The following is an 18,050-nucleotide window of genomic DNA, read 5'->3' on the forward strand; positions in this document are numbered from 1 at the left end:
CCCAAAATGCACCCACTCTTAGCGCAATCAAGCTAATGCCCAATAGGACGCACAGCCAAATGCCGGTACTAAACTAATTTATCAGTTCAAGATCACTTGGTTTCCATGTTCGATCAAACCACGGCTGCAGTGGCCCATACAGGCGCAGTAAAGCAAACCATGCTTTGTTCGGCACGGTCTCGGTCCAGTTTGCTATTAACGCACCTTCTGGCGCTGTAGGACCAAAATACAAATCAACACTGCCGTCTTTGTTATAAACTAGCTTGTCACGTTTGTTGTTTTTACTGGGGTAATCTGTCCCACCAGGTATTTGTAATTCTGAGCGAGTTTGTGGGTCGTACACAACAAATGACCAAAAGTCTTTAGCCGGTGCATCCGCAGGAATGTTTACTTTATAGCGTTTACTGCCATCTAAAAATGCTCCGCTTCCATCTTCAGTAGCAAAGGCATAGTTAGAGCCAACACCTGGAATTTCAAGTGCCATCGCTGGCGTGTTTACCGTAGCAGAATAAAAGAACAAGGTCCGCGCGTCTAAATTACGCCCACCCATTCCTCCATCCTTTAACCACTGGTAATCCTTGCCAATAAAACCGGTGTACCATTTCCTGTCATTAAAGAAGTAAGCACTTTCATCGCGAGGCTTTAACCAAATAGCGCGGGCTGTTGCATTACCTACGGCAACTGAATCTTCCAAGATTGCCTTCATGCGCGCGTCAGGTGCAAAAGGCTTGCCTTTTTGAATGCCTATCGCTGCGGCTTGGCCACGTAATTCTGGGTCTAAGAATGAAATAGGTTCTTTTTGTAAGACATGCCATAACTCTTCATAAAAGGCATAATCGTTTGCATGGATGGTATTAAAAAATATTCCGCTGCCGTTAGTGAAGACCATTTTTTTCGGATCACTTGCATCCTCTAACGGGTATATTTTTAAGCCCGTACGCCACATGTTAGCTGCATATTCAGGTTTGCCGTCTTGTAAGAAACCGCGTAGGACTAACCAGTTATGATAGCTAGTCGATTGTGCAATCCACGCTTTCGTTTCTTTGCCGCCAATCATCACACTCGCGCGGGTATCTTTGCCGCGGTCTTCCATGCCATTTAACGTGGGCTGCAAGTCGCCTTTATAGTCGGGGGGTAGAATAATGTAAGTGCCGCCTTTCATGGCGTCAGGGCCTGGGGCGCCCATGTCCACGACAAAACGGAAGAAAGCATCATTAACGGTGCCGGGGCCTGCACCGGCTGGTATTTCAACCACGGTTGCGCCATCTCTTTCTAAATCCAGCATGGATAATGCATAAACGGTATCAGTATTGCCCGTTAAAAATAATGGGGCTGAATCCATTAAGTCATCAAAAACGATGACCTCATTATAGTCATCAGCACCCAGCTCTTTCATCCCTAAACGCACCCCTTCTATCGAGGTTGCCGGAATAAAATTTAAAAAGACTTCAATGCCACGATAAAAATCTAGGTTGTCATACACTGTGGCAATTGTTTCGTCTGTTGGAATGCCGTCATAAAAATTTAATTCGCCAATGCGCGTTTCAACGGTATCGGGCGTCATAATATGCTCAGGTATTTGGTGGTTAAACCCTGGTGTCGGATTTCCCCCGACGGCATAAGTACTTTGCATGCCTGAGAGAAATATCAGAATGCTGGCGAAAGCAAAAAGCGTTTTTCTGATTGTAGTCACGTTATCTCCATTCTTCATCAGTTAGAAAAGGGCTTTTTCAATGCGTCACCTTAGATTACTACGTACTATTAGGTTTGAAAAGTCAATTCTTGCAGCGGCCATCATTAGTACCACCACCTTTTGCTACTACTGGGCCGCGAGAACATAGACTAATCGCTAAAAAGGCGACTCCATGTCACCCATTCGTACAAAAACAGACTTTAATTGTGAGTAATGCGAAATAGCCTCTTTAGAATTTTCGCGACCAACACCAGACATTTTCATACCTCCAAAAGGCACCTCAACAGGAGCGTCGTTATAGGAGTTTATAAAACAGGTTCCAGACTGAAGTTCGTCAGTGACCCGATGGGCACGGCTAAGATCTGTTGTAAAGACGCCAGCGGCCAAACCAAATTCTGTCGCGTTGGCTCGGGCGATAACATCGGCTTCATCTGTAAAGTCTAAAACGGACATCACCGGGCCGAATATTTCTTCGCGGGCAATGGACATGTCGTCGGTTACCTCAGTAAAGACGGTTGGCTGTAAATAAAAACCACCACCGCTGATGCGGTTGCCTCCGGTTAAAAGCCGTGCACCTTCTTCCTCGCCCTTCTTAATAAAACCAAGCACCGACTCTAATTGCCGCAGACTTACCATAGGGCCAAAGTTTGTGGCCTCATCCTGCGGGTCTCCAATAACCGCGTTATCAAGACGCTCACAGAGTCTTTTTAAAAAGGCATCTTTAATTCCTGCCTGCACAAACACCCGTGTACCATTTGAACAGATTTGTCCCGTCGAATAGAAATTAGCCAAAATGGCTCCGCTCACGCAGTTTTCTAGATCTGCGTCATCAAAGATAATGAGTGGCGATTTACCCCCCAATTCCATCGTGACATGTTTCATCCCGGCCGCGGCTGCCGCATAGACTTTACGACCTGTAGGAACCGACCCCGTTAATGACACCTTGTCTATGCGAGGATCAGAAACCAAGGCAGCACCGACTTCCCCTAAGCCTTGTACAACATTGTAGAGACCGGCGGGAAGGCCCGCTTCCACAAAAATTTCAGCAATCTTTAGAGCGCACAGTGGTGTGGTTTCAGAGGGCTTGAATATCATGGCATTCCCGCAGGCGAGAGCGGGCGCTGCTTTCCAGCAAGCAATTTGCGTCGGGTAGTTCCACGCCCCAATGCCCACACACAAGCCGAGTGCTTCGCGGCGGGTGTAGGCCCAATTACCATCGGCCAAGGGGATGTGTTCCCCTGTTAAGGATCCGGCCAAGCCCCCAAAATACTCTAAAGCATCTGCGGCACTGGTTGCGTCAGCGCAGAGCGTCTCAGATAAAGGTTTTCCCGTGTCGTAGGTTTCCAAAACAGATAAATCGTAATTACGCTCGCGAATAATGTCAGCTGCACGCCGCAAAATACGTCCGCGCTCTGTTCCAGATAATTTCGCCCAAGCGCTTTGTGCACTCTTAGCGCTGACTATGGCTTGCTCAATAATCTCAGGCGTCGCGGAATATACTCGCCCGATAACGGCGCCAGTAGCGGGATAAATCACATCAATGGGGGTGCCATTATTGTCTTCGACGTAAGCACCATGAATGAAGTGGCTTGCCTTAGGCTGTGTATCCACGGGGCAATATATCAAACAATTAAAGCAGGCTAGGGCGCATTGACCACTATATAAGTAGTCGATGACCCCGATATCTGAGGCTGATACCAGGTATTACCACATTGCTGATAAGCAAAGCCATTCGACATCACCGTCTGGCAAGACGGCGGCAGTGAATGCACTATTGAACCGACTACAATGGCGGTTGCGGTCACGGCCGCTGCTATCGCAAGGGGGTGATAGTCATCATGGTAGCAACAGCCGTGATGGTAACCACGATTGTTAACATTCACATTGACGTTTCGGTTGCTATTGATGTTGACATTGCGATTACCGTTGTTGCGATACGCGTTGCTGTGATTTGAGTGATGACCGGAGTTGATGTTGGAGCGCGCGTGGGAGCGCTCATGATGACCACCGCCGCCCCTTCCCCGAGCGTTCACCTCCGCAACAATAAAAACCAACAGAGACACAGAAAGAAATGCCAAAAATATACGCTTCATAATCAAGTCTCCTATTCGTTCGCATCGGCACTGGAAAGCGTATCTTCCAGGACGACTCGAAGTGCGCCCTTAGGCGGATTGAAAGTGAATGCAGCATCGTTGAAAGAGGGTGCAAGATCCCACTGATACTCCGCGGTGTGTTGTGGCCTAGCATCGTCAGTCTTGGTCGTGATAACCACCTTGCGTGGCAGCGGATAATCACCTTTTTGAATCCATATCTGCCAGTCGATATCATCCTGCCGAAATGCGTAATGCTGGCAGGTGGTGCCGTTAATGACCGCCGGACCAACATCTATTGCGCCGATTATGGCTGCCGTATCCATTTTGGCTGTGCCCCAGCGAAAAAGATCGATCTCGGGCAGGTCCATCCCATACTTGTTTTCAAGCATGTCGGCCAGCTTGCCAATGGTGTCTGGGGCATCTATCGTCGCATAGTAGTCCAGACGCTGGCCCCACAAGGTAAATGTTTTCCCATCATATAAGAACAAACGTTCATGGCGGTCGTTGTCTGTATGGATTCTCAAACCGTTTGGTGTGTTGGTCAAAATATCTGCAGTACCCTCATGCTGAATTTTCTGCCCGTCTTCCAGCACGGTGTCGTTGGTGGTGATTACCTGAACACGAAATGCCTGTAATGTCCGCAGGTACCCCCCCATTTTTTCCAGTGCTGCTATCGCCCCTGGGTCGATGGCAGGCTCATCTGGCTGGGCAAATGCGGTCGTCACAAATAGGCTGGCTAGTAAGGCCACCACAATCTTGGGGACTTTATTCATATTTTTTCTCCGTGTGTGGTATCTGGCAGCGGCCAAGTGATTCTTGCTTCATGGGTCTTTTCGGCTCGCTCTCAGCAGATTGGACACTGCACGCCTGAGCCGTCTATCTGGAGACGGGTTTCGCTAAAACGTTACTGAAGTATAGGTAGTGTATTGCCATAGCACCAATGTTTTTTACAACGGTGGCCTATATCCAGTCTCTCAGCAAGATTGGACACACCCTAAAGCAGGCGTTACCCAAAAGCTATGTTCAATTTGGCGCCGGCCTAGTCACTTTGGGCGCCAGCGTTGCTGTTAAATTTGACCTGAGACTCTTTTCGGTACAACACGCTGCCATGCCAGCAGGGCAAGCAGAATCCCCATCGGCAGCAAGCAAAACAAAAGCAGCGCATGCCAACTCACCGTGCTGATCGCCAGACCCGCAGAAAGAGAGGCGATGGCCTGACTTGAAAAAATCACAGTATCATTCAGCGCCTGAGCCCTGAACTGCTCGCCATCCTTATAGGCCATCGGTAACAGTGCGGTGCCCGATACAAACAGGAAGTTCCAGCCAATGCCTAACAGCACTAATTGTCCCCAATAGCCCATCACCGACGCATCCACCAAGCCGATCACTATTGTGATGCAGTAGCAGGCCAGGCCAGCCAGCATAAGTCCGCGGATATTAAGGAAGCGAAATAGCCAGGGCGTAAACAGTGATGGCAGGTACATCGCCGCAATATGTGATTGAATGACCCACTTGGTGTCAGTCAGGCTATATCCCTGATGTAAATACATACTGATGGGTGTAGCTGTCATTATAAATGACATCACCATGAAGGCGCTGGCGCCCGCAATAATGGCAAGCAAGAGGGTGGGGCTGCGCAATAGCGCCAGAGTAGAGCGACCTCCCGAAGCAGAATGTGTTGGGTGCTGTGCAGCCGGTACGTAAAAAAGCAGCAGAATTCCGCCAGCCAATAGACAGCCGGCACCAAGCCAGAAGGACCCCTGGTAGTCAACCGATGTTAGATGCTGCCCCGCCAGTGCCAACTCAGGTCCGAGAAACGCTGCCACAATACCCGCGCACATAATGATGGATGCGGCGGTCGGGCCATCTGTCTGCGGTACGCATTCCATTGCTGCGAAGCGAATTTGTTGCAGCGCGGCGATCGTGGCACCCAGCACGCCAGCGCCAAAACAGAATAAGGAAAAGCTGCTGCGAACCATTGCTTCGCCCAGGGTGAGGCAGGCGCATATGCCCAGTAGCACGAACAGTAGTAGGGCCCGCTTTCTGCCCAAGTGTTGCATGCTGCGCGTTGCCGGTATTACCCCGAGTGCGGTGCCGATGACCATCATTGCAATGGGCAAGGTCGCCCACTCTTCGCCCGGCGCCAGCTCTGCGCCTATGATGCTGCCGATTAGCATCATCATGGGCACACTGCACATGGCAATAGCATTGATCGCAGCGAGCAGCCACACTTCCTTAAAGTTTCTTACCATTGGCTTGTTCACATAGCGATACGCCAGAGACTCTACAGCTCCTGCACGGTTAGATTCAACTCCTCTCTTAGCGATGCCGTAGCCTCTAGCTGCCCAGAGTTTGTGACAATCGCGGTACTCGCCAGATCGGGTCTGAGATACGTTTCTGTGACTCGGCGCAAGTCATCCAGACTGACGCCCAATATGTTTTCGCGAAACCTTTCGCGTGTTTCGTGGTTGCGGCCGAACAAGCGGTTATGGAAGTGCTGTTTGGCTTCTCCTGCCGGCGACCCTGGCTTGTCCATGCTGCCGATGACACCGAGGATCGCTTCTTCGAGTGATCGATCGTCATGAGATGTGTCCAATAGCCAAGATACTGATGCGTCAAAGTCTTGCAGCGTCTCGACGAGGCGCGGATCCCTGTAGGAGTAGAAACGAAAGGCTGCAATGCCCGAATCATGTGAGGCGCCACCGCCGTAAGCGCCACCCTGTTCACGTATTGCACGGTGCAGAAATCCGTTGCGTAAAAACCCTCCCAGTACCGTCAGGGCTGCCGCGTCAGGATGCTGTTCTGTCACTGTCGGATAGGCGCGCGCGCAGAAGTTTACCTGCGTATTCGTTAGCCATATTTCGCCGCGTTGCTCGCGGATAGGGGTCATCTGAAAGCGCGGACGGTCCTCTCCGGTGCTGACCTGTGACCAGAGGGTGCTGATGTCGCGAGCAACGTCCGTAACCTTATGATCTTCAGCTATTACAAGAAATTGCATAGGTGTACTGATAAGGGTTTCATGGAGTTTTTGGACTTCCAGAGCAAAGGCTTCGAGCCGCGTATCGTCTGCCAGACTGTCATCAAGAATACGCAGCTGGCGGATGCCTGCTAAGCCTGATTGGTGGTGATGCATGTTAGCCAGTGGGCTCATGCCGGCGGAGGCCGCAGCCATTGCGAGGCTGTGGCCACTGCCGGTGATCGACTGATCACGCCGTGCGCGCTGTTGATTGACTAGATCGCGAATTCTGCTGGTTTCGGAGAATTTTACCCGATGTAAGGTGTCGCTCATCAGCTGCGCTTGATCGCGAGCGTTGCGCAGGAGCGCTTTGGAAGAGAGCGTGAAATTTGCGCTCACACGCTGCTCGTCATCGGCATGGCCGCGCATGGAGACAAAGCCCGCTATCGATCCCACGGTCGCTGCCTGACGCTCTTGTACCTCCATATAGGATTGGTCTCCCAGGCCCACATCCGTCAGGATGTTGGTGTACAAGGGCAGTATCTGTAATTGTTCCTCACTTAGGGCGGGCAGGGGGGCAGTGCCCTGTTGGTAGACGATACCGTTAGTGCCCTGGCCATAGGTGGTAAATGGCATGCCGTGCAGCTCAGTCTTTGTAAATGTGGGTTCGGGGAGCGTGGCTGGGACATCGCTCAGCTCGACTTTCGGGAGAATGCTGTCATCGTCGACCTGCGCTTGACGGGCACTCAGGTCCGCTGCCAGCTGCACGGTAGCGCTGCGCTGCGCGTCGCTCATTGCAGCTTTGATGTCGGCTAAGCGTGCTGTTTCCTGTGCCAGCCGGTGGGCTGACAACTCCGTATCCGGTGTCATAACGAGCGTCACGCGATGCGGGTTGTCCAGCAATAGTCGGCGTGCAAGTTGGCGGATATAATTCGGATCCTGAATTTTCTGCTGCAGCTCAACAATCACCGGCTCCAGGTTGAGCACCGCAATGGGATCGCTGTAATGTGTGGCGCAGCCCAGTGCCTGTAAAATGAGTTGTAGACCGAAGGGGTATCCGTCACCCGTCACTTCGCGCTGGTGTAGTTCCAGCTGATGGAGCACCGCCTCGAGACGCTGTTGGCTGACACCCTCGAGAGCGACTCGCTCTAATACAGCCAGCACCATGTCTTCGAGGGCATCGGCGTGTTCCGCTTCACTGCCTTCAATGCCGCAACAGAACACCAGTTCGCGCATGGAGTCTTCCAGGCCGCACAAGGGCGATGGTGCGCGGCCCAGCTCAGTGGTTTCCAGCGCGTGTTGCAAAGGAGACGCACTGTTGTCTAGCAGCACGCTGGATAGCAGCTGCGCTTCCAGCAGCTGCTTCAGATCTGAGCTTTCTCCCAGCATCCAGCCTACAACCAGGTGTGTTTTGTGATCTGTGGTGTCATTTTCGTCAAAAATGTAAGGGCTTTGCACACGTTGCGGCTTTAATAGGCGCTGTTCGGGTTGGACCTGAATTTTTTCCGATAATTTTTCAAAATGACACAGTGCTTTTTCTTCAAACACGCTCTGATGCACACTTGCCTCAATATCGCCAAACGTCATAAAGATAGCATTGGTAGGGTGATAGTGGCTGCGGTAGAACGCCTGCAATTGTGCGTACGTCAGATCTGGAATATGCTGTGGATCGCCGCCACTGTTGTAGTGGTAGGTGCTGGTCGGGAAAAGGTTTTCGCACAGTGTGCTCCACAGCGTACTGCTAATGGAACTCATCGCGCCTTTCATTTCGTTGAACACGACTCCCTTAAAGACTAAATCACTGTCGGGGTTTTCCGGTTCAGAAAATTCTACTCGGTGTCCTTCCTGCGCAAAGTCCAGCGGATCTAATCGAGAGAAAAATACCGCATCAAGATAGACCTGCAAAAGATTATTGAAATCCTTACGGTTCTGACTGGCAAAGGGGTAGGCGGTCCAGTCAGAGCTGGTAAATGCGTTCATGAAAGTATTCAGCGAGCGACGAAGCATCATGAAGAATGGATCGCGCACCGGATAGTGCTCACTGCCGCACAACGCCGTGTGTTCCAGAATATGTGCAACGCCCGTTGAGTCGTGGGGAACAGTACGCAAGGCGACAAGAAAGACGTTTTCGGTATTATCTGAGGCGAGATGGTAGTGCACAGCGCCGGTTTTCTTGTGTTCGTAGTGTTCCACTCGAATATTGAGAGACTCGATGGTTTGTTGTCTGATGGCCTCGAAGGCGGGGTGGGCGCTGGAAAACGAGGTGTTGCTATTACTCATAGTGAATCTCTATAGACGTTGGAAATAGTAAGGGACGCTATTCTAGCGTGAATCGGTGGTGTTTTTCTGTGTTTCTCGGTCATGAGTTGTCGGCACCAGCTCAATCTGGTAGAGCCAGGGCCAGCGCTTTCCCGTGACCCAGATAGAGCCGTCGGCTGGATCTTGCGCGATGCCATTGAGCACATCGGTACCCCGGCGATACTCTTGGGGAGGAAGTAACCCCTGTAGATCGATACTGGCCGTGACCTCACCGTTGGCAGGGTTGATAACCACGATGCGATTGCTTTGCCAGACGTTGGCCCAAATAGCCCCGTCTACCCATTCAAGTTCGTTGAGTCGTTTAACCGGTCGGCCCTGCTGTGTTACCGCGATGGTACGCGTGATACGTGCTGTGTCTGGCGACATAAAGTACAGGCTGTCACTGCCGTCGCCGTAAATCAATTCTGTACGGTTATGCGTGAGCCCCCAACCCTCGCCTTTGAGAGGAAGCGTGCGCACGAGCGTAAGGTCGGATTTACGATAAACCAACATGACCTTATTCTGCCAGGAAAGCTGGTAAATGTTGTCGCCAAGTACCGTGAGGCCCTCGGCGAAAATTCGCACATCCAGTTTTCGGCTTTCGTCCAATGTGCCATCGTCGAAACGGTAACGTAGCAAATGAGACGCGCCATAGTTGCCCGTACTGACATAAAGGTAGCCATCAAGAATTTCCAGTCCTTGTACGAAATTCTCCCGTGGCTGAGGTTTTTGGTCGATGACCCGCACCGTATAGTGCTGCAGAGACCAAGCCGTCATGGGGAGGTAGGCGATGAGAAAAAGTAGAATACGCAGCCGTCTCATCGTTATATCCGATTACGTGAAAGGTCACGAATAATAAAACGCGCGGGCGAGAGTGCACGAGACAGTGTTCGGCTGAAAGGAAGTGGTTCTTGACAGATCATGCTGGCTAATAGTTCTGCTGCAATCGGTGTGGAGGTCAATCCTCGTGAGCCATGTGCAGCGTTGAGATAGAGACCCGGTAAATAGCTTCCTCGCCTTTCGATAAGATGCTTGGCATTTTTTCGCAGGGCGCCAAAATCGTTGAGGAACTGGTCTGCATCGGGTGCTGGGCCGACAGTCGGTAGGTAGTCAGGACTGGCGCAGCGAAATCCAACGCGACCTTTCAATGCGCCTGTATCAAATGACTGCAACTCGTCTCGACAGCTCGGCACAGCATCGGCCAGCTTGGCTAGGTTGTCGCTATGGTCGCTGATGCGCAGCGCAGGATCGTCGTCGCCAATATTAAACGTCGCGCCAATACTGTGGGTGCCTTCCCAGGCAGGCGCGATATAGCCTTGGTGGCACAGAGCGGCGCGCAAGGTGCTAAAAGCTCGCGCTGTCGGCAGCTGAGTAATCTGCCCTCTAATGGTTTGCAAGGGTAGCCAATTAAGCTGTGGCATTGAGGTTGTCTCTGTGCCGGCAGCCACGACAGCGCAACTGGCACTGGCAAGCGTTTGCCCTTTGGCTAACGCCAGCCACTGGCCTCCTTCGGGGTGCAGTGTGACTTCACCGCAATTCTCCATTACCTCAATATTGTCGTGCATAAGCAGGGACCTGCACACGGCGCCCGGACGCAGCCAGCCAGAACCAGGATACCAGTAGCCTGCACTCGGCTGATCAATGCCTAACAGGCCGCTCGCCGCGGTAGCGTCCAGTATCTGCGCCAGTTCTTCCAGTCCTGTCAGTGCGTCACTCAGTGCTGCCATCTCTTTTGCATCGTCACTTTGTTGAAAGCTGCCACAGAGGTCTCCATCGCGCTGCGGTATGAGTTCTCCCATTAAAAACATGCGACGATAAAACGTCGAAGCAAATTGAAAACTTTGCAAGGCGAAGTCCGCCAGAGCGGAATGTTTACGGGATAGTCGGGTATATAAAACACCCTGATCATTACCGGATCCTGCGCCGGCGAGTGTGCTGCGTTCGAGCAGCGTGACGGACATTCCACGCCTCGCCAATGCAGCTGCCGTTGCACAGCCGGCCAATCCACCACCGAGTACGATAACGTGTTTCGGTCGCACCAGTGTTTTGTCAGGAATGTCCCAGGGCGAGCGCTTGGTGTCTGATGGCAATGCCGCTTTCACGTCTATTACGCCACGCAAACAGTCTCGTTTGCGCCCGTAGCCGGCCACCTTGTCCACCGTGAACCCGGCATCGGTGAGCTTGCGACGAACGTCTCCTGCCGCAGTGAATGTCCCAAAACTGGCCCCGGGCCGACACAGAGTCGCCGCTGCCTGTAATAGTTGCGTGGTCCACATGCTGGGGTTGCATGAGGGCGAAAACCCGTCTAGATACCATGCATCGACTAACGGTTGTGCACGACTGGCTAGATCTGGAAGAGCGTCAGCAGCATCCTCCCACCACAGATCCAGTCTCACCCGACCATCGTCTAGTAGCACTCTATGCTGTCCGGCCAGCAGAGCTGGATAGGCGGCTAACAGGGGTTGGGCCAGTGTTGCGAGAGCCGGCCAGCTATTTAGCACTCTGGCGAGATCCTGTTTCGTGAGCGGGTGCTTTTCGATGGAGAGGTAATGTAAGTCGGGGCGTGGTTCCGGTGATTCTCGCCAGGCTTGCCAGGTCACCAGAAAATTGAGGCCGGTGCCAAATCCTGTCTCACCAATACAAAAGTGATTCCTTGAGTGGCGTTGCCACCGTTGAGGAAGTCCATTGCCCTGCAGATAAACATGCTGACTTTCCTCCACGCCATTATCTTGCGAATAGTATATGTCGTCGAAAGTGTCAGACAGGGGTGATCCGCTCTCGCTCCAATGCAAAGCGGCTGGCGTGACGCCTCGCCAGGGCGAATTATCGCGATTCATTGCGCTGCAGTGTTTATGCGAACGCGCATAGCACGATGTCACTGCTAGTGGGTTTGTGGGAGTCGTTGTCGTTGTCGGTTCGATAATGCATGAATAACACAGCTGATGTGTCCTGCGCGAATTCGCAGGAGTTGGTCACGAATAATAGCAGATCAGACGGCCGGCAAACGAACTTGCTGCCTTTTATTGAGGCCTGTATGACATGCTAGCTATCTACAAATGACGATAACGGTGGTTTACGGTGCTTGAATTCGTTGATCACAGCATCTGCGGGTATTAAACTGACACCTCTTCAATACTCGAGGTTGCTATGACGAGCGCTCAAATTCAGGCGATGCCCCAGGAAAAATTTCTCTTGGTGGCGGTCAATTTATTGCATACTGCCTTTGTCGAGGCCGCACGCACCGAGGCTAAAAAATTGTATAACGAGATCTCTCAGGGCAGCATTGTGCATCTGACAAGTGTGAAATTGGCCGATGATTCGATCGCCCGTTTCGATTTGTCTCTGGCACATGGCGAGTATCGGGGCAGCCTTAATTACGGGGCTTTTCGTGCCAGTCTGACTACCTTGATAGGCAATATTTCTAAGGCGCTGAGTGAGGAAAAGGAACTCAGGGTGTTTAATGCTCTGAATGGCGGCAACGCTATGATTTTTGGGATCACCGCTGTTACGCATGAAGACGACAAACCCAATGTGATGGTGCTAGCTGCAGACACGGGTCAGGAGGGAGGAGGGACGACTCTGCAGTTGATGTACCTCAACCCGGAGCAGTTTATGGGCGCCAAGACAAATGCGGGGGCGGACGAAGAAAATTAGTCGCCGATGCGTACTGTCGGCAGCGTGGGCCTCTCCAATACCAGTTTCTCTTTGGGCGCCATGACCTCGGCAGTGCCGGTAACCACCAACTGTTCATCTTGGTTAAACACGTTACAGTCAAGGGTTACAAATCCGCGCTTGTCTGTTTTTTCGATGACTTCCAAGTTGACGGTGATGGTGTCCCCCAGCTTTACCGGGAGGCGAAAGCGCAAGGATTGACCCAGATAGATAGTGCCGGGCCCTGGGAGTTCCATGGCGATGGCCGCCGAGATAATAGCGCCGCTTAACATGCCGTGAGCGATACAGCTTTTGAATTGTGTCGTGGCCGCAAACGCTGCATCGAGGTGTACCGGGTTGACGTCGCCAGATACCGCCGCGAAAAGCTGGACGTCCCGCTCCTCGATCAGCTTGGAATACGTCGCGGTTTGCCCTATGGTGATCTCGTCGTAAGTATAGTTGCTGATTTTTGGCATGTATCTCGGCTCGTAATGTAGTAAATCGCTTGAATGATAACCTACTTTTTCGCATCGTAGTGTGAAAAACTTGATTGGCAGAAATGGTGTATGCAGGACATTACCGGACGCCAAAGGTGCGTCCCGGACATCACTTATCCGGAAGACCTTCCGATTGCCGCCAGCCGCGGCGAGATTGCCCGTGCGATCGCAGAGCACCAAGTTGTGATTATCGCCGGGGAGACGGGTTCTGGTAAAACCACTCAGCTGCCTAAAATCTGTCTGGAAATGGGCCGTGGCGATACGAAGCTCATTGGGCACACCCAGCCACGTCGATTGGCGGCAAGAACGGTTGCAGGGCGGATCGCGCAGGAGTTAGGGACGGAGTTGGGCGATCTGGTGGGCTATCAGGTGCGTTTCAATGATCAGGTTTCAGAGAACACGGCCATAAAGCTGATGACCGACGGTATCTTATTGGCAGAGATGCGCCGTGACAGACTGCTGCGAAAATACGATACGCTGATTATCGACGAGGCTCACGAACGCAGTCTTAATATCGACTTCCTGCTGGGATATCTCAAACGCATCCTACCGCAACGGCCGGATCTCAAGCTGATTATCACCTCTGCCACTATCGACCTAGAGCGATTTTCCCAACACTTTGATAACGCACCGATTATAGAAGTTTCAGGTCGCTCTTTTCCCGTGGAAACCGTCTACAGAGGCCGTGACGGCGCAGAAAACGACGGCGTCGAAGCACAGGTCGCCTCATTGGTGGAGGAGGTTGAGGCAGGCCAGTTTGGTCCGCGCGGTGATATTCTAGTGTTCCTGCCTGGCGAGCGAGATATACGTGAACTGGCGCGAGCGCTGCGTCATCAAACGACAGTGGATGTACTGCCGTTATACGCTAGGCTCAGTCAGGCGGAACAAAACAGGGTGTTTGACAATTCCAGGCGTCAGGCCGGCATCAGGGTGGTGCTGGCCACCAACGTGGCAGAAACCTCATTGACCGTTCCCGGTATCCGCTATGTGATCGATCCCGGGGAGGCGCGCATTAGTCGCTATAGCCACCGTACCAAACTACAACGTCTGCCTGTGGAGCCTATTTCTCAGGCGAGTGCTAACCAGCGGCAGGGCCGATGTGGGCGCGTTGGTCCAGGTGTGTGTATTCGTCTTTACAGTGAGGAGGACTATCTCGGTCGTCCGGAGTTTACTGACCCGGAAATCCAGCGCACGAATTTGGCTGCCGTGGTGTTACAAATGCTGACCTTGGGCCTCGGGGATGTAGAGCAATTTCCGTTTATTGACCCACCGGACTCGCGCATGGTGCGAGATGGCTATAAGTTGCTCGAAGAACTGGGCGCGGTCAGTTCTGCGGGCGTGCTCAATGATTTAGGCAAGCGCATGGCGCGATTGCCGGTGGACCCTCGGTTGGCGCGTATGGTGCTGGCCGCCGCTGAGCAGGGCTGTCTAGAAGAAATCTTGGTGATAACAAGTGCTTTAGCAGCACAGGACCCTCGCGATCGCCCGCCGGAAAAGCAACAGCAGGCCGATCAGATGCATGCCCGCTTTCGCCATCCACGCTCGGACTTTATGGCTCGGCTCAATCTCTGGCGCTACTATGAAGAACAGCGTCAGGCCTTGAGCCAGAATCAGTTACGCAAACTGTGCCAGCGAGAGTTCCTGTCTTTTCTGCGAATGCGGGACTGGCGTGATATTCATACCCAGCTCAGCATCGCATGTCGTCAACAGTCGCTGAAATCGGACTCAGGCTTACCCGAAGAAGAAAATTACCAAGGCGTCCATACCGCTTTGCTGAGCGGACTCCTCACGAATATTGCTCAGCATGATGAAGGGCGAGATTATCTCGGCAGCCGCAATCGTAAGCTACAGATTTTTCCCGGCTCCTCGCAGGCACGCAAACCACCGAAGTGGTTGGTTGCGGCGGAGATCGTCGAAACCTCGCGGGTATTTGCCCGTGATGTAGCAGCCATTGATCCGGCCTGGGCCCTGAACATCAATCCGGACCTACTGAAGCTGCACTACTACCAGCCTCGCTGGCAATCTCGACGGGGACAGGTGGTGGCCTACGAGCGCGTCAGTTTGTATGGCCTTACATTAGCGGACAAACGTGTGGTGCATTACGGGCCGTTGGCGCCAGCGGAATGTCGGGAACTCCTGATTCGCGAAGGCCTAATCGCATGGAATTTCCCCCAGCCCCCCAAGTTTCTCAAACATAATCGGCGACTTGTTCAGGAGCTGGAAGAGCTGGAATCACGTACGCGCCGGCGTGATATTCTGGTGGACGAACATGCATTATTTGATTTTTACAACGAGCGCCTTCCCGGCGATATATACACGGTCGCAAGCCTGCAATCCTGGCTGAAGCGTCAGCCGGATGCGAATCACACACTGTCTATGACACGTGAGGTGGTGATCGCGCGAGATCCTGGACTCGAAGTGAGTGCGCAGTTCCCTGACCATCTGGTTTGGGAGGATATGCACTTGAAGCTTAGCTACCAGTTTGAGCCCGGGCAGGCCTCAGATGGGGTGTCGGTAACCGTGCCGGTCGCATTGCTTAATCGTGCGCCGCGTCACCTATTTGAATGGTTGGTGCCGGGACTGTTGCGGGAAAAGTGTATCCAGTTGGTAAAGGGCCTCCCTAAGGAACAGCGCAAACATCTGGTGCCCGCCCCGGATTTTGTCGGCAGGGCACTGGAGGAACTGCAGCCAGACAATATTGATTTGCTGACTATCCTGGCCAGTCGTCTGTCTGGTTTGGGCGGCATCACGCTCGACCGCAGCGATTTGGCGCGCGACAAGCTGGATGATTACTACCTGATGAATGTGCGGGTGGTGGATGCGCAGGGTCGCCTGTTAGACCAGGGCCGAGATCTGGGCGCGTTGGTGAAGCGCTTTCGTTCAGATACGCGTCAAAGTATTAGCGCCAATCAGGCGGCGTCCCCAGCGCGCGAGGGAATGACGCGATGGGATTTTGGCGATGTACCACAGGAGTGGCGCTTTCGTCAGGCCGGTATTGATATTGTTGCCTACCCAGCACTGGTAGACAGGGGGGACACGGTGGCCATTGAGCTGTGCGATTATCCTCGTGAGGCAAGGATTCAACATCGACTAGGTGTCCTGCGTTTGTTGAGACTCAAGGGGGCGCAGCAGGTTAAGTTCCTACGCAAGCAGCTGTTGCGCGGCAACGCGTTCAACCTCGTGTTGGCTGGCGCGCAGTTAGACCGCAGCGTGCTAGTGGAAGATCTGATTGACGGTGCCTACCTGCAGGCTATGAGTTTAGACAAAGACCTACCTTACACCGAGACAGAGTTTCAAACGCTGGAAGCGGGTGGTCAAGGTGCGGTGATAGGACGGGCCAATGAAATGGAGACGACACTTCTCACGGTACTGAAGCTGCTGGCAGACATGCGTCAAAAGCTCACTGCTCTGGGCTCAATCAAGTGGCCCGATACCCGTGAAGATGTCAGGGTTCAGCTGTCGCACTTACTTGGCGGCCCATTCCAGCGCGACACTCCGGCTGAATGGTTGGCTCAGTATCCTCGCTATGTAAAAGCTGTGTTGCAACGGATAGAGCGTGTGACGGGTCAGTACCCCAAAGATCAGAAGTATACTGTGAGCCTGCAGGATTTAACGCAGCCACTGCTTAGCGCGCAGGCAGAGCATCCTCAGTTATTGCTGATGAGTGCCGAAGCCATGACGTATCGCTGGATGCTGGAAGAGTTTCGCGTGTCTTTATTCGCACAAAACCTCGGTACGCGGCAGGCCGTATCAGTGAAGCGATTGGGAGAGCAGTGGAGCCTGGTCGCCAGATGGCTGGAGAAAAATCCTCATTGATAGACGGCTATAGCCCCTGCGTTTCTTGGCCCTTAGCCTTTAGCCCACTGGCCCACTGGCCCACTGGCCCGCTGGCCCGCTGGAGAGGGTGAGGGTACTACCCATGCCACCACCAATGATCTGCTGGTTTCAAGTCACTGAATGTGTCGAGAATCTGAGGTTGATCCTCATACTGCCTGCGCGTACCATTCCCCCTTGAGATATATGCCAGCCACTGAATGAACTTATTGCGCAACCTACTGCTCGTTTTTACGACATTTGCCGGATTCTCTGCTTGGGGATTGGAACCGGTGAACGATGTCGATCCTTGGGAGCCAATGAATCGCCGCATATTCGCATTTAACGAAACCCTGGATAACTATGCGCTGCTGCCTATAGCGAGGGGTTACAAGTTTGTGATGCCCGACTCCGCTGAACGCGGCGTCGGTAACTTCATCCTTAATATTTACGAAGTCAATTCCGTCTTCAATTCTCTAATGCAGGGCCGCCCCACAAATGCATTGCAAACTGGGGGCCGTTTCTTGGTGAACACGGCGCTGGGGTTCGGAGGCCTGTTTGATGTCGCTACCCTGATGGGCATTGAGCCCAGTCCTGCGGACTTCGGCCAGACCCTATACACATGGGGGTTTGAAGAGGGCCCCTTTGTCATGCTGCCCCTGATTGGGCCAAAAACGATTCGCAGCGGCACGGGCTTTTTCTTTGATACCTATACTTCAATTCCGGCCTTTCTGGACTGGAAGACCGCGTATCTGTTCTGGACATTGGAAGTGGTTGATATTCGCGCGAACCTCATCAAAGCCGACGATCTGATTACGGGTGATCGCTATATTTTCATACGAAACGCCTATATGCAGCGACGCGAGTACTTTGTGACGGGTGGTAAAGTGACGGATACCTTCTCTGAATTTGAGGAAGGGGACGAATACGAAGACTTTTGATTGCGGCCTGGCGTCCCCGCCTGAGCCAAACCTGCGATAAAATGCAGTAAAAGTGTAAAATCCTGCCACATCCACAACCCCCTATATTGCCTGCACCCAACGATGGGC

12 protein-coding genes are annotated in these 18,050 nt (G+C 52.8%); 3 read left to right on the plus strand and 9 right to left on the minus strand.

All coding sequences use genetic code 11. The features are described from left to right. Positions 1–73: 73 nt before the first annotated feature. The 8 genes from ABXT62_RS06605 to mnmC form a co-directional block, all read right to left on the minus strand. A complete protein-coding gene (locus ABXT62_RS06605; RefSeq protein ID WP_415357810.1) occupies positions 74–1,693 on the minus strand; it encodes a DUF1254 domain-containing protein in 1,620 nt (539 codons plus the stop codon). Between the two features lie 156 nt (positions 1,694–1,849). Then, positions 1,850–3,304 (minus strand): betaine-aldehyde dehydrogenase, encoded by a 1,455-nt coding sequence (gene betB / locus ABXT62_RS06610; protein ID WP_415357811.1) that lies wholly within the window; start codon positions 3,302–3,304, stop codon positions 1,850–1,852. Positions 3,305–3,333: 29 nt separating this feature from the next. After that, complete coding sequence (locus ABXT62_RS06615; RefSeq protein WP_415357812.1) at positions 3,334–3,786, minus strand: DUF6515 family protein; 453 nt, start codon at positions 3,784–3,786, stop codon at positions 3,334–3,336. Between the two features lie 11 nt (positions 3,787–3,797). Further along, positions 3,798–4,559 (minus strand): DUF2092 domain-containing protein, encoded by a 762-nt coding sequence (locus tag ABXT62_RS06620; RefSeq protein WP_415357813.1) that lies wholly within the window; start codon positions 4,557–4,559, stop codon positions 3,798–3,800. Positions 4,560–4,853: 294 nt separating this feature from the next. Continuing rightward, positions 4,854–6,050 (minus strand): MFS transporter, encoded by a 1,197-nt coding sequence (locus ABXT62_RS06625; RefSeq protein WP_415357814.1) that lies wholly within the window; start codon positions 6,048–6,050, stop codon positions 4,854–4,856. Positions 6,051–6,070: 20 nt separating this feature from the next. Further along, on the minus strand, positions 6,071–9,022 hold the full coding sequence (locus tag ABXT62_RS06630) for an insulinase family protein (protein WP_415357815.1): 2,952 nt from the start codon (positions 9,020–9,022) through the stop codon (positions 6,071–6,073). Positions 9,023–9,064: 42 nt separating this feature from the next. After that, complete coding sequence (locus tag ABXT62_RS06635) at positions 9,065–9,862, minus strand: glutaminyl-peptide cyclotransferase (RefSeq protein WP_415357816.1); 798 nt, start codon at positions 9,860–9,862, stop codon at positions 9,065–9,067. Between the two features lie 2 nt (positions 9,863–9,864). Then, positions 9,865–11,877 carry a bifunctional tRNA (5-methylaminomethyl-2-thiouridine)(34)-methyltransferase MnmD/FAD-dependent 5-carboxymethylaminomethyl-2-thiouridine(34) oxidoreductase MnmC gene (gene mnmC / locus ABXT62_RS06640; RefSeq protein ID WP_415357817.1) on the minus strand — a complete coding sequence of 671 codons (2,013 nt, stop codon included), beginning with the start codon at positions 11,875–11,877 and terminating at the stop codon, positions 9,865–9,867. Between the two features lie 310 nt (positions 11,878–12,187). Between mnmC and ABXT62_RS06645 the strand changes: the two genes are divergently transcribed. Continuing rightward, a complete protein-coding gene (locus ABXT62_RS06645) occupies positions 12,188–12,694 on the plus strand; it encodes a hypothetical protein (RefSeq protein WP_415357818.1) in 507 nt (168 codons plus the stop codon). On the opposite strand, the gene ABXT62_RS06650 is transcribed toward ABXT62_RS06645, so the two are convergent. Next, positions 12,691–13,167: a MaoC/PaaZ C-terminal domain-containing protein gene (locus ABXT62_RS06650; RefSeq protein WP_415357819.1), complete on the minus strand. Its 477-nt coding sequence runs from the start codon at positions 13,165–13,167 to the stop codon at positions 12,691–12,693. The genes ABXT62_RS06645 and ABXT62_RS06650 overlap by 4 nt on opposite strands. Before the next feature lie 90 nt (positions 13,168–13,257). Here ABXT62_RS06650 and hrpA point away from each other — a divergent pair, with 90 nt between their 5' ends. Together hrpA and ABXT62_RS06660 are read left to right on the plus strand one after the other, a co-directional pair. Continuing rightward, positions 13,258–17,004 carry an ATP-dependent RNA helicase HrpA gene (gene hrpA / locus ABXT62_RS06655; RefSeq protein ID WP_415357820.1) on the plus strand — a complete coding sequence of 1,249 codons (3,747 nt, stop codon included), beginning with the start codon at positions 13,258–13,260 and terminating at the stop codon, positions 17,002–17,004. A gap of 218 nt (positions 17,005–17,222) precedes the next feature. Next, a complete protein-coding gene (locus ABXT62_RS06660) occupies positions 17,223–17,942 on the plus strand; it encodes a VacJ family lipoprotein (protein WP_415357821.1) in 720 nt (239 codons plus the stop codon). Positions 17,943–18,050: the final 108 nt, after the last annotated feature.

The sequence above is a fragment of the Halioglobus sp. Uisw_031 genome, assembly GCF_047729875.1.
Classification (GTDB): Bacteria; Pseudomonadota; Gammaproteobacteria; order Pseudomonadales; family Halieaceae; genus Marimicrobium.